This window comes from Micromonospora sp. NPDC049101 (assembly GCF_040648675.1).
GTDB lineage: Bacteria > Actinomycetota > Actinomycetes > Mycobacteriales > Micromonosporaceae > Micromonospora.
Map to the genome: position 1 here is coordinate 26,369 of NZ_JBEZED010000013.1, position 14,422 is coordinate 40,790.

Annotated in this window: 4 protein-coding genes; all 4 read left to right on the plus strand. The window is 69.4% G+C overall.

Annotated elements, in window-relative coordinates; all coding sequences use genetic code 11:
* The first annotated feature begins 22 nt into the window (after positions 1–22).
* From pglW to pglZ, 4 genes are read left to right on the plus strand one after another with little or no spacing between them, the layout of a single operon-like run.
* Complete coding sequence (pglW, locus tag AB0B57_RS19270) at positions 23–4,396, plus strand: BREX system serine/threonine kinase PglW (RefSeq protein WP_357071131.1); 4,374 nt, start codon at positions 23–25, stop codon at positions 4,394–4,396.
* Positions 4,393–7,977 (plus strand): BREX-2 system adenine-specific DNA-methyltransferase PglX, encoded by a 3,585-nt coding sequence (gene pglX / locus AB0B57_RS19275; RefSeq protein ID WP_357071135.1) that lies wholly within the window; start codon positions 4,393–4,395, stop codon positions 7,975–7,977. The genes pglW and pglX overlap by 4 nt, the downstream gene beginning before the upstream one ends.
* Positions 7,974–11,702 carry a DUF6079 family protein gene (locus AB0B57_RS19280; protein WP_357071138.1) on the plus strand — a complete coding sequence of 1,243 codons (3,729 nt, stop codon included), beginning with the start codon at positions 7,974–7,976 and terminating at the stop codon, positions 11,700–11,702. Before pglX ends, AB0B57_RS19280 begins: the two co-directional genes overlap by 4 nt.
* Complete coding sequence (gene pglZ / locus AB0B57_RS19285) at positions 11,684–14,422, plus strand: BREX-2 system phosphatase PglZ (RefSeq protein ID WP_357071141.1); 2,739 nt, start codon at positions 11,684–11,686, stop codon at positions 14,420–14,422. The genes AB0B57_RS19280 and pglZ overlap by 19 nt, the downstream gene beginning before the upstream one ends.

Sequence of the window (14,422 nt, forward strand, 5' to 3'; positions counted from 1 at the left end):
AGGCCGTCCTGCTCTGTCTCAGGTGAAACCGGTCGTAGCTGATGAAACTTCCGCTTCAATGGGGCGGCCTCATGGTCAACCATGCCTGTGCCGGCGATGTGGCACCTCAGCCTCCTCTGGCAGGATGGGTCAGCGCTGCCTGCCAGCGTCGATGATGAAGCGTGTGCGATGGGGGATAGGCGTGCGGGAGGACAGCCGGTTGTGGCACGAGGTCACCCCGTCCGAGTTCCTGCACGAGCGGGAAGGGCTGGCGCACCTGCGCGAGCTGCTACCCGACCGCAGCCCGTTCCATGCCTGGACGAACTTCGAGTTTCGTGACCGAGACGGCAAATGGTACGAAGTCGACGCCCTAGTGCTCGGAGAACGCCGGCTGCACCTCGTCGAGCTGAAGCACTACCAAGGCACGATCACCGGCAATGCGTACCGTTGGCAGCGCGGCGGGCGGAGCGAGGATTCGCCGCTGCTGCTCGCGCGTCGCAAGGCCCAGCGACTCAAAGGCGTGATCACCGACGCGCTGCGCCAGCTGCAGCCGAACTTGGACTCCCGGCACATCCCCTACATCCAGCACAGCGTGTTCCTGCACGCACCCGACGGGCGGTGCGCGCTGCCGCCCAGCGAGGCCACCGACCTGTTCGGCCGGGATGACCAGCAGGCGCGTAGTGGGCTGCCCAGCATCGCCCAGCGGCTGCTGGAGCCGCCGCTGCCCGGCGGGCGGGCCGGATTGATCGACCAGGACGATTTGCTGGTGGCCCTGTTCGAGCGGATCGGCTTCGCCCTGCGCCGGGAGCGGGAGGTGGGTTCTTGGCGGCTGGTCGGCCCGCCTCTGGCCGAGGGGGACGGCTGGCAGGACTGGCCGGTGGAGCATCGGCTGGCCCGCCGCGATCAGGCCAGAGTGCGCTTTTTCGTCAGCCGGCCGGGTGCCTCCGAGGCCGAACGGCGGGGCATCCACCAGCTCGCCGAGCGCGAGTACGCGCTAACCAGTCGGCTGCACCACGACTGGGTGCTGTGCCCGCGTGACCTGGTCGAGGACGAGCTGGGGGTGGGGCTGGTTTATCCCCGTGACGACGATTTTCGCAGGCTGGACCTGTGGCTCGACGACCACGGCGACTCACTGACGCTGGTCAACCGGGTGCTCATGATCCGACAGCTCTCAGAGGCGCTGGCCTACGCCCACCGCCACCACGTGGTACACCGCGGCCTGACTCCGGCTGCGGTTCTGGTGCACCGCAGCGGTGACGAGATTGAGGTACGGCTGGGTGACTGGCAGGTCGCCGGGGCCGACAAAGCCGGGGCCAGCCGCACCCCGGGCGGCAGCCCCGTCTCGGGGGAAGTGGCCACCCGCCTATTCGCGGCACTCGAGGGGCGTGCGGCTGCGGACCCCGAACAGCAGCGGGCGCACGCCTACCTTGCCCCAGAGGGGCGCTGGAACCGCGACGCTGACCGGGTCCGGCTGGATGTGTTCGCCCTCGGCGCGATGGCTTATCACATCGTGGCCGGGCGTCCGCCGGCCGGTAGCGCCCTCGACTTGCGGGACCGGCTGACCCGCGACGGCGGTCTGGACCTAGTGGCCGATGTGCCCGAAGTGCCTGCGAGCCTGCGGCAGCTCGTGCTGAATGCAACCCGGCCGGTGGTCGGAGAGCGGCTCAGCGATGTGCAGGCATTCCTCGCCCAGCTCGATCAGGTAGACCGGGAAACCCAGGCGAGCGCCGCCGGGGTGGTGACAGACCCGCTGGAGGCTGCCCCTGGCATGCTGCTTGGCCAGCGGTTCGAGCTGGTGGGCCGGCTGGGCTCGGGCTCGACCGCAGTCGGGATGCTGGTGGCTGACCGGGCGGCCGGTGGCGAGCGCCGCGTGCTCAAGGTAGCGCTCGACGACACCGCGGCGGCCCGTCTGCAGGGCGAAGCCGAGGTGCTGACGGCGCTGGCGAAGGTCAACCATGCGCGGCTGATCCGCCTGGTGGAGCCGGAGCCGCTGCGGGTGGGCAACCGCACCGCCTTGTTGCTAGAGAGCGCGGGTGAAACCACGCTCGCGGGGGTCCTGCGGGAGCGGCCTCGACTGTCGCTGGACCTGCTGGAGCGTTACGGCACCGACGTGCTGGAAGCGGTGGTGGCGCTCGACAAGGCCGGCGTCGACCACCGCGACATCAAACCGGCCAACCTGGGGGTACGCGAGCAACGAAGCGACCGGGCCAAGCACCTTGTGCTGTTCGACTTTTCGCTGTCGCGGGCCGGCGCCTCGGCAATCGAGGCCGGCACCCCGCCGTACCTCGACCCGTTCCTCGGCACGGCAGCCCGGCCCACCTGGGACTCAGCCGCCGAACGGTACGGGGCCGCAGTCACCCTCTTCGAGATGGCCACCGGCCAAGCACCCCGCTATGGCGACGGCCGCTCCAACCCGGCCGTGATCCCCGACGAGGCCACGATCGATCCCGGCCTGTTCGACCCGAGCGTGGCCAGCGCGCTGGTCGACTTCTTTCGCCGCGCACTGCGACGGGACGCCCGCGAACGCTTTCACACCGCGACGGAAATGCTGGGCGCGTGGCGTTCCGTCTTCACCCACCCGGCCACAACAGTTCCCAAGGACGCCGACGATGTCGCGGCGGCGGCCCGGCCCTCGACCCCGCTGGCGGTGTCCGGCCTGTCGGCTCGGGCCCTGTCGGCGCTGGAGCCACTGCGGCTGAACACCGTCGGCGACCTCGCCGCCGTCGACCCCGGGCTGTTGTCGCGCCTGCGTGGCGTGGCCGACCCCACACGCCGGGAGGTCCGCAGCCGAGCCAAGCAGTGGCGGGAGCGGTTTGGCCCGACCACTGGTCGCGTGCCGATGCCGGACCGAGCCGCCGCAGACCCGATCGCCGACCCATCCAGCGCAGCAGACCTGCTGCTGCGGGTGGCCCGTACCCCCACCCGTCAGCGGTACGTGGGGCGGCTGCTGGGCCTGGACGACGACGCGTCCGCCACCGACGCGTTCGCATCAGTGACCGACCTCGCCCCCGTTCTCGGCCTCGGCGGGCAGCCGCAGGTGTCGCGGGTGCTGGCCGACCTGCAGGAGACCTGGGCCGCCGACGCCGCCGCCCGGAGCCGGCTGGATGCAATCCTGGGCCGGGCCTACGAAGTCCTCGCAGGCCTCGGCGGCCTCGCACTCGCCGATGAAGTCGCCGCAGCACTGGCAACAGAGCCGGGGGAACGGCGGTCGGTCCGGATTGTCGCCGGGCTGCTGCGCCTGGCCCTCGACCGCGCCGAGATCGTGGAGCGGGGCGGCGGTGATGCGCCGCCGATCGTGCGACGCCGGCGCGGGGGCGGCCGAGGGCATCTTGTGGCCACCGAGCCGGCTCTGCTCGACATCGCCGACGCGCTAGGCGGGCGCGCGAACGACCTAGTCACTCGGGCCGTGGACTCCGGCGAAGACATCGTGCCGGTGGGTCGGGCGGCGGCACGGTTGCGTTCGGCTTGGCCCTCCGGATCGGCCGCACCGGACGACGTCCGGCTGGTTCGGATTGCGGCGCGGCTGTCCACTCGGGCTGCCGCGTCGCGCCGGGGTGAGCTACATGATCGCGGCCTCGACCCAGCCGCCGCCGTCCGGATCGCCCTCGGCGGACTGGCCCCCTCGGAGCAGCTGACAGTGCAGGACCTGGCCGATCGGGTCCGCGCCCGCTTCCCCGACCTGCCGGCGCTGCCCGCCAGACCGCGGCTGGACCGGGTGGTCAGCGACGCTGGGCTGCCGCTGCGCTGGGACGGCGAGCACTACGCCGTGCCGTCCCGCCGCAGCGACACCACGCTGGCCAGCCGCGCATCGGTGGTGGCCATCGAAGTCGCCACCGCCGCCAGAAACGCCGCCACCGAGGAGGACGCGAGGCTCGTCGACAGCGTACGCAGCCGCGCGTTCCTGGCCCTCGGCGTCGCCCCACAGCGGCTCGATGCCGCCGCCCGAACTCTGGCCGAGCGGCACCACGCGCGGGTGGTCAACGTGACGTCGATCCTGCTCGCCGCCCTGCGCGAAGAGGCCGGCCGCCGCGGCGTCTCCTGGGACGCGGTACGCGCGGCCGATGCTGCCGAGGCGGGCAGCCGGCCGGCACAGGGCCTCGCGGCTCTGGTCCGTAGCGTGATCCCCGAAGTCGAGGTCGCGATCGCCGAGGCCGCCGACGACGTGGCCGAGGCCACCCGACCAGTACTGGTCACCGACGCCGCGCCGCTGGCCCGGTATGGGCACGCCGAGGTGCTAACCCGGTTGGCCGATCCGACGACGCGCCGCCGGCAGGCGGTATGGCTGCTGCTGCCCGAGATCCCTGGGACCGGTGCGGCGTTGGACGGCATGCCGCTGCGGCTGGGCCATGGCGGGCAGTTCCTGCGACTCGACGACGATTGGCTGCGCGCACCGACGGTGGAAAAGGAGAAGGCATGACGGCTGAGGAGCGCCTGACCGGCGAGCTACGCGCCGAGTTGAAGGCGGTGGAGGACGACCTGCGCCGCCGGGTCGCTATTCAGCCGACGGTGGATCGGGCATGGCGTGACCAACACCAGGAGGCCCTGCAATGCGGGCGCACCGCGGCGTCCTGGCAGGAGTGGTCCGATGATCGTGTCACCCAGGCGGCCGTCGCCTGGATCCTAACCACCGTGTTCATCCGGTTCGCCGAGGACAACAAGCTCGTCAAGCAGGTGTGGATCTCCGGACCGAAGGAGCGCCGGCAGGAGGCGCTGACTGCCCAGGCCGAGTTCCTGCGCAACGAGGCGCGGACCAACCCGGACGTCACCGACCGGGAGTGGCTGCTGCATGCCATCAAGTACTTGGCGGGGATGCCGGCCACCCGGGAACTGGTGGACGAGATATCGGCCCTGTGGCTGGTCACCCCGTCCGGCGACGCGGCAGCCCGCCTGCTGGCCTTCTGGCGGGAGCGCGACGAGGACGGCGAGCTGATGCGCGACCTGTCCGACGAGTCGCTGAACACCCGCTTCCTCGGCGACCTGTACCAGAACCTGTCTGCTGAGGCGCAAGAGAAGTATGCCCTCAAGCAGACGCCAGTGTTCGTCGAGAAGTTCATCCTTGACCGCACCCTGGAGCCGGCCCTGAACGAACGTCCGCTGGACGGTTTGAAGTTGATCGATCCGACCTGCGGGTCCGGGCACTTCCTGCTCGGGGCGTTCGCCCGGCTGCGTGAGCGCTGGGAGCGGAATGCTCCGGGGATGGAGCGGCGGGCCCGTGTGCAAAAGGCGCTCGACGCCATCCACGGCGTGGACCTGAATCCATTCGCGGTGGCGATCGCCCGCTTCCGACTCACCATCGCCGCGATGCAGGCGTCGGGCGACGAAATGCTGGAGAACGCGCCGGCGTTCAACTACCACCTGGCTGTCGGCGACTCGCTGCTGCACGGCCTTGACCAGCTTGAGATCGAGTACGGCGCGGAGTACAGCGCCGACCGCACCGCGGCCACGTACGCCTACCCGACCGAGAACCTGGCGGCTCTGCAAAAGATCCTGGGAAACGGCCGATATGACGTGGTGGTCGGCAACCCGCCGTACATCACCGTTAAGGACAAGGCGCTGAACAGGGAGTACCGCCGGCGATATCGGTACTGCAAAGGCAAGTATGCGTTGACGGTGCCGTTCATGGAGCGGTTCTTTGATCTTGCCAAGGCCGGAGAGCGGCCGGGCTGGGTCGGCCAGATCACCAGCAACTCCTTCATGAAACGTGAGTTCGGTGGCCCGCTGATTGAGGAGTTCATCCCGACGAAGGACCTACGATTTGTCATCGACTCCGAGGGCGCGTGGATTCCGGGTCACAACACGGATGGGACTCCGACGGTTATTCTGATCGGCGTAAATCGACGCCCAGTAACGGGAGTTGTGCGGGCCGTTTTGAGCAAAGGGCTTCGAGAAACGCGTTCATATGGCGACGCGGGGAAGGGGCCATATTGGACCTCAATTGCCGAGCATCTGGATGAAGGCGGGTTCGAAAACGAATGGGTGAGCATCGCAGACCTCGACCGCAAGCTGCTCGCAAGTCATCCCTGGTCCCTTTCCGGTGGCGGTGCCATCGAGCTTCAGAGTGCCATCGAGGGCGCTTGTTCTCTGCGGTTGGCAGATGTGATCGCGGGCCAAGTAGGTTTCGCAAGCTTTCCGGGTGCTGATGATGCCTTCCTTGCGCCAAGGCACTCTCTGCGCAGGGATCAAGTGCCAGATGAGTTAGCTCGACAGGCCATAACCGGAGACGTAGTCCGGGACTGGTCGGTGACGGAGGGTGATTGGGCGCTCGCTCCTTACGACGAGAAGGCCGAACTCGTTCCCATCGCGGGGCAGCCATGGCTTCGTCGGCAGTGGCCATATAGGACCACACTAGGTTCAGTAACGGGCTTCGGTGGGGTCACCAAGGCCAAAGCCGGAGAACCATGGTGGAACTGGTATCGCTGGGTAGCCTCGCGTTACCTGCGACCAATGTCGATTACATTTGCGGAGGTGGCAACCCACAACCATTTCGCGCTTGATTTTGGTGGGAGGGTATTCAACCGTACTGCACCCGTCATAAAGCTGCCCGAGGGGGCGTCGGAAGACGACCATCTAGGTCTTGTGGCGATTCTTAACTCCTCAACTGCCTGTTGCTGGCTCCGCGATAGGACTAAGCCAAAAGGTGGCGCCGCTGACCAAGCTTGGCAAAGGACGTACCAGTTCAATGGGTCGAACGTGGAAGAGTATCCGCTGCCTCCCAGCTTGCCTATCCAAAGAGGGCGGGCGCTTGAACGGCTCGCCCGGCGGCTCAGGGAGTTGACGCCGGAGGCGACGGTGGATGCGCGAACTCCAACTCGCGACTTGCTCGACAAAGCGCGACGCGATTCCGAAGTCGTGCGGGCTGAAATGGTCGCGCATCAGGAGGAACTCGACTGGGGAGTCTATTGGCTCTACGGCCTTGTCGACGAGGATCTCACCTACCCTGGTAACGACCTGCCCGGCCTGGTGCTCGGCGAGCGGGCCTTTGAGATTGGGCTGGCTCGCCGCGTAGGCAAGGGTGAGGAGCAGACGGCCTGGTTCGAGCGACATCGCTCCACCCCGATCACCACGACTCCCGAGAACTGGCCGGTGGCGTACCGCGACCTTGTGCATCGGCGGATCGGTCTCATCGAGTCACACCCATACCTGAAGCTGTTGGAGCGCCCGGAAAATAAGCGGCGATGGGCGGCCGATCCGTGGGAGAAGCAGGAGGAGCGTGCCCTGCGCCGGTGGCTATTGGACCGACTCGAAGACCGACGTTTCTGGTTCGACCGGGCTGGTGCCCCCATCCCGCGCAGCATCGCTCAGCTCGCCGACAACGTGTCGCGTGACGCCGAGCTTGTGTCGGTGCTGACGTTGTGGGAGGGCCGCCCCGATGTGCAGGTGGCGGCGAGCCTGCAGCGGTTGTTGGCCGAGGAGGCGGTGCCCTACCTGGCCGCCTATCGGTACGCGGAGAGCGGCCTGCGCAAGCGGGAAGCGTGGGAGCACACCTGGGCGTTGCAGCGCCGAGAAGACAATGGCGAAAAGTTCGGCAGCGGCCCGGATGACCCGCCAAACCCAGTGCCGCCGAAGTACGCCTCGGCCGACTTTTCTCGCAAGGAGTTCTGGGCGCATCGAGGCAAGCTCGACGTGCCAAAGGAGCGATTTATCCTCTATCCCGACGCGGGTCGGGACAACGATCCCACCCCGGTGCTCGGCTGGGCCGGTTGGGACCACTCCCAGCAAGCGTTCGCGCTTGACCAGTTGCTGAGGTGGCGGGAGGCCGAGGGCGCGCCGGACGAGAAGCTGATCCCGCTGGTGGCCGGCCTCGCGGAGCTGCTGCCTTGGGTGGAACAGTGGCACACTGAAGCGGACGCGTTCTATGGCGGGGTATCGGCGGCGGAGTTCTTCCACGAGCAGCTCGACCTGCGTAGCCGACAAGTGGAGCGCACGCGCGAGCAGCTGGCCGCCTGGCGCCCGGCCCCGCTCCACCGTGGTCGTGGACGAAAGGCGAAGACGGCATGAGCATCCTGCTGCGAGACATTATTCGCATCCCGGAGACTGCCGGTGCCGACGATTACGTGCTGCGGCTGACCGAGGGAGTCGGCGCGGGCCGGCTGGCTCGGACCGTCAAGGAGTACGTGGTCACCGACGCGTTGGCCGAGGCATTCGACTCCGCGCTCGGGCTGGTCGCGTCTGCGATCCAGGACGACCAGAGCCGGGCGGCGTTCCTCTCCGGCTCGTTCGGTTCCGGCAAGAGCCATTTCATGGCTGTCCTGTACGCGTTGCTCGGCGGGGAGCCGGCCGCCAGGGCGATCCCGGAGCTGCAGCCCGCAGTCGCGCGGCATGATTCGGTGCTGGCAAACAGGAAGGTCCTGCGACTGGCGTTCCACTTTTTGGAGGCGCGCAGCATCGAGGAGACGATCCTCGGCGGGTACGTGGCCCAGATCCTGGCGCTGCATCCGGGATGCGACCTGCCGGCGGTGCATCGCAGCGATGCGGTGCTGGCCGATGGTGAGCGGATGCGCAAGCGCCTCGGGGACGATGCGTTCCTCGCTGGGCTTAACGAGCACGTGACGGCGGCGGACGAGTGGTCCGGTGTGCTGGAGGGGGACGAGCCATGGACGGCGGAGTCCTACGACGCCGCGCGGGCGGCGGCTTCGGGCAGCGAGGCCCGGCAGAGGCTGGTCTCGGCGCTGGTCCGCACCTACTTCACCTCGTTCACACAGACCGGTGAGTTTGTCACCCTGGACGAGGGCCTGGCGGCGATGTCCCGGCATGCCAAGGGGCTGGGCTACGACGCCATCGTCATGTTCCTCGATGAACTGGTGTTGTGGCTGTCGTTTGCCGTGCGCGACCGGGAGTTTTTCGGCCGGGAAGCCCAGAAGATTACCAAGCTGGTTGAGTCAGGACTGGGCGAACGAGCTATCCCGATCGCGTCTTTTGTGGCGCGGCAGCTTGACCTGCGCCGCTACTTCGTTGACATGGGCGGCGGTGCCGGCGCCGAGCAGGACGCGTTGGACAAGGCGTTCCGGCACCAGGAGGGGCGATTCCTGCCCATCGTGCTCGGTGACGACAACCTGCCGTATGTGGCCGAGAAGCGGCTGCTGCAGCCGAAGGACGATGCCGCGAGGTCGACCCTCGACGAGGCGTTCCAGCAGCTCGACCGCCGGCCAGAGGTGTGGGATGTGCTGCTGGACGGACTCAACACGGATGACAGTCACCGTGGCTCTGACCAGCTGGCGTTCCGGCGTACCTATCCGTTCTCTCCGGCCCTGGTCTCGACGTTGCGTACGCTCGCCTCGGCTATGCAGCGTGACCGCACCGCGCTGAAGGTGATGCAGCAGCTGCTGGTGAACCAGCGGGACTACCTGACCATCGATGATGTGGTGCCAGTCGGCGACGTCTTCGAGCTGGTGGTTGATGGCAATCAGGCGCTGACTCCGGAGATGGCCGGCCGGTTTAAGAACGCCCGTACTCTCTACCAAGACAAGCTGCGCCCCGAGCTGCTGCGCGAGCACAAGCTGGGGGCAACCGACCTTGCCGGCCTACCCCGTGAGCATCCCTTCTGGGCCGACGATCGGCTGGTTAAGACGCTCGTGTTGTCCGCTGTCGCGCCGGAGGTGCCGGCGCTGAAGGAGCTGACACCGTCCCGGCTGGCCGCACTCAACCACGGGTCGATCACCGCCCCGGCGTTCCGTGGACGGGAGGGTGAGCTAGCCCTGACGAAGCTGCGCCGCTGGCAGTCGGCCGTGCCCGAGATCCAGATCACGGGAGACACGCGTAACCCCGTCGTTCGGGTGCGCATCGCCGAAGTTGACTATGAGAGCGTCGTCGAGCGGGCCAAGGGCGAGGACAACGACGGCCGGCGGCGGGAGACGCTTAAGCGGCTCATCTGGGATGAGCTGGAGCTGAAGGACATCGACGGCGACGCGTTCGGCGTTTCCCGGCAGACGCGGATCTGGCGGGGGTCGCGGCGCGAGATCGAGGTCGTGTTCGGCAACGTTCGGGACCAGAACTGGCTCACCGACGGGGCGTTCGAGGCTGGCCCGGACACGTGGCGGTTCGTCATCGACTACCCGTTCGACGAGGACGGCCGCAGCTCTTTGGAGGACCTGAACCGGGTTGAGACTTTGAGGGCCGCGGCCAAGCCCACCCGTACCGTCGTGTGGGTTCCGCACTTCCTCAGTACCGAGCGGCGGCGCGAGTTGGGCCGGCTGGTCATCCTGGACTGGCTGCTGGGCGGCTCGGGGGAGCGTTGGACCGCCCACTCGGACCACCTCGCCGAGGCGGACCGGGTGCAGGCCGGGATCATCCTGGAGACGCAGCGGGACTCACTGCGGCAGCGGCTGCGCCGTGCGGTTCAGGAGGCGTACGGGGCGGCCACGGCCACGCCCGGCACGCTGGAGCGGCTGGATGGCCACGACCGGGTGCTGTTCAGCTTGCACCGGGAGTTCGACCCGGCGGCCCCGGTCGGACATGACCTGGCCGCCGCATTTGCCAACCTTGTAGAGCAGTCGTTCGCCGCGACCTTCCCGGGGCATCCGCGGTTCGAGCCGGAGGAGCGGGAGGTGACCCGGGCCGACCTGGCCGCTGTGCTGGCTGCCGTTGAGGCCGCGGGGCAGGATCCCGACGGCCGGGCCTTCATCGAGCCGGGTAAGCGTGAGGCGGTACGCCGGGTCGCCAACCCGCTCGGTGTCGGCCACATGGGTGAGACACACTTCCTCTTCGGCTCCGACCGGTTCCGCTGGGACATGCTGCTGTCCACTGCGATGGGCCGCGACGGCATGTCGCCCGCAGACCCGGTCGCAGTCCGGCGGCTGCGCGACTGGATCAACGCGGTCTCGCCGCCTGCGGGCCTGCGTCCCGAGGTCACCGATTTGATCATCTGTGCATGGGCGGTGCTGCACACCCGCGCCTGGTACCGGTACAACGCGCCGGTGGTGCCGGCCCCGGCGCCAGGGTCGCTCGCGCCGGACATGGAGCTACGTCCCGAGCCACTGCCGGCTGCCGGTGACTGGGAAGCTGCCGTGGCGCGTGCGGGGGTGTTGTTTGGCACGGTCGCCAACCCGTACCTGACCGGCCAGGCGGTGACCGAGCTGACCCAGGCGGTTAGTGAGCGGGCGGCGGCCGCCAAGGCGGCTGCCGCGCAGCTCGTCACCGATCTAGAGCGGGTCTACCAGCGGTTTGGAATCGACGCCGGTGCGACGGCCGGCCGGCTGGCCACGGCCAGGTCGGCGCATGGACTCGTGGCCGCGCTGACGGGAGCCCGAGACCGGGTGGCGCTGGTGGAGGCCCTTGCCCGCCACGAGCTTGCCGGTACGGCGCAAGCCACCGCGAAGTCGATGGCATCTGCGCAGACTCTTGTTTCGGGGCTTGCCAGCTTCCCGTGGGAGCGGCTACGACCCATACAGGAGGCCGCTGCCAGTGACACGGGCGAGCGCGGCATCGCCGCACTCGGCATCGTCGACCGGCTGCGCGACGCGGTTGCCACGGACGAGCTGGCGCAGTCCCTGCTGGTCGCGCTGAAGCGCGCCGAGGACGAGTCGTTCCGGTGGGCGCTAGGGGCGACGAGCGGCGGCGACAAGCCGCGCCCTGGCGGTGGGGACGACGGCAAGCGGCGGTCGGCCCGCGGAGCCCGTACCGTGGCCAGCCAGGAGGACCTGAACGAGACGGTGACACAGCTGAAGGCATTCGCGGCCGAGCGGGCCGGGCGCCCGTTCACGGTGGAATGGCGGGCCGAGGAGTGACCCTCGCCGCAGCGACCCTGCCGGTCATCACCGCCCTGCTTGACGAAGCCGCCCGCAAGCGCTACGCCGGGGGCGTGCTCGGCGTGCAGGCCAAGCCGGAGTGGGTCGGCCCGGACGAGTTCGACCACAACGGTGTACCGGTCCGCGTCGTGCGCTGCCAGTCCGCGCTGGCGGTGCGGGAGGCGCTGCTCGACCGCGGCGCCGACCGATGGCTGGTCGTGCTCACCGACCGGGACGAGATCGAGCTAGGCCTCGGGATCACCGCCCACCTAGCCTGGCAGAGGCTGCGCCGGCCGGATCCGTGGGCCGCCGTGCAGGACAAGTTCGCGGCCACCCGTGTCGACCACGGCCTGGTCACCGCCGCGTCCGCCCAACTGATCGCCACCGGGCTGTTGGCTGCGGCTCCACCGGAGGGCTGGCCACCGGCCCGGGTCGGTCTACTCACCGCCGACCACGCCTTCGGGGCCGTGGCCGCGCTGCGGCTGGGCCTCGGACAGGTGGGCGAGCCGGTTGACCTACCAGTGGTGCTGCGCTGGAGCACCCGCGCCGACGCCACCACCGCTGTTGCCGACCTGCGGGTTATCGCCGGGGATGCGCTCGTCGATGCGCTACTCGCCTGGGCCGCCGACCGGTGCGCTACCTGCGCCCCTGTCGTACTGCCGCTTCTTCGGGACGGCCGTGCCGCCGACACGGTCCCAATGGGTCTGGTGGCTCGGGTGGTACTCGCGGTGCCAGCCGGCTCCGGGCCGCGCGCCCTACTCGGCCGGGAGGTGGGCGGCCAGCTCTCAGAGCACGTCCTTGGGGTGTGGGCGGAGCAGGCGGAGCTGGTGACCCGGGAGGTGATCTTGACCGAGCCGGACGCCGCCGCGCGGGTGCTGGCGCGCGCGGAGACCCTCCTCGACCGGGTCGAAGCTGGCTCCTTCGCCGGCGAGTCGGCGATCATCCGGCGTGGCCTCACCGCCCGCCTCGCAGTGCTCGGGGAATCGCTACGGCGCTGTGCCGAACGGGCCGCGGTCCGGGCAGCCGCCGGTGGCCCGGACGGTCCCCTGGTAGACCCGGCCGTGCTGCCCGCTGTTGAGGAGGACCGCAGCCAGGTAGAGGGCCACGCACTTGCTCAGCATCGCGACGAGGTACGGGTGCCACGAGCGATGGCCAGCGTCCGCCTGGCGCGCTGGCTGAGCCGGCCGGTACCGACCGCTGGCGACCTCGGCGAGTTGGCGGCTCGGCAGCGAGACGAGGACGCCTGGGCCGACCGAGCCGCTGCCGAGGCGTGGACCGGGGTGGACGACGAAACGCTCGCGCAGGGGCTTCGCGCTGTGCTCGAAGCGGCCCGGTTGCGGCGGGACGCCCACGACGAGGCGTTCGGTCGTGCGCTGGCGACACACGTCGAGCAGGATGCCCCGGCCCCGGCCGGGCTGGTCCACCTGGAAGATCTCCTGCCCACGGTCGTGCTGCCGCTGGTGCGGCAGCGGCCGGTCCTGCTGGTGGTGGCCGATGGAATGAGCCAAGCCGTCGCCATTGAAGTCATCGACGACGTCATCCGCCGCTACGACAGTTGGCTGGAGTGCCTGCCCGGTGACCGGGACCGGCGTATCGCGGCCATCGCCCCGCTGCCCTCACTCACCACTGTGTGCCGGACGAGCCTGTTCAGCGGAACGCTCACCACGGGCGAGCAGGCGGCCGAGATCTCCGGCCTGGGTGCGCTGGCGAAGGCGCACGGTCTGACCGCGCGCCTGTTCCACAAGGTGTCCCTGGACTCCAGCGCCGCCGGTTACGCCCTCGCCCACGACGTGGCCGCCACGATCGACGACACTGCGGGCACAGCCCTGGTGGCCTGCGTCCTCAACACGATCGACGACGCGCTAGACCGGTCCGACCCTGGCGGCACCGCGTGGACCGCGGACACCGTCAAGCATCTGCGCCCGCTGCTGGAACGCGCCCGCACCGCGGGCCGGCTGGTGGTGCTCACCTCCGACCACGGCCACGTCATCGAGCGGCGGCAGGGGCACATTCGGGCGGCCACGGGCGCATCCAGCAACCGGTCCCGGCCGTTCGACCCGGCCAAACCAGCGGGCGAGGGTGAGACCCGGGTACGCGGCCGCCGAATGCTGCTGCACGGCGGCCATGCCGTCCTCGCGGTCTCCGAACGGTTGCGCTACGGGCCGCTGAAGGCCGGTTACCACGGCGGCGCGGCCCCGGCCGAGGCCGTGGTGCCGATCAGCGTCTTGGCCCCCGGTGAGGCACCGGACGGATGGCGGCTCGCGCCACCGCAATCCCCGTCCTGGTGGCGCGGCCCAGTGAACGGCGGCACGACGCCCGCCGCGGCTCCGGCTGCGCCGACGAAGACTGGCACGCGTGCCCCACGTACCTCGCAGGCACCGACCCTTTTCGACGAGCCGAGCCAGCCAAATGTGGCCGCGGCCGTCCTCGCCTCGCCCACCTATCGCGACCAGCGTAAGCGCGCCGCCCGGGCAGCGATCACGGACGACCAGGTGGCCCGGCTGCTGTCCGCCCTGCTCGCCACCTCGACGAACCGGCTCGACCCCGAGTCCGCCGCGGCGGCGCTCGGCGTAGCCACGGTCCAGCTCACCGGGGCACTGTCCCAAGCTCAGCGGCTGCTCAACGTTGAGCAGTACCCGGTACTCAGCCGCGACGCCGACGGCAGCACCGTCGTACTCGACACCACGCTCCTTCGGGACCAGTTCGGGGTCACGCTGTGA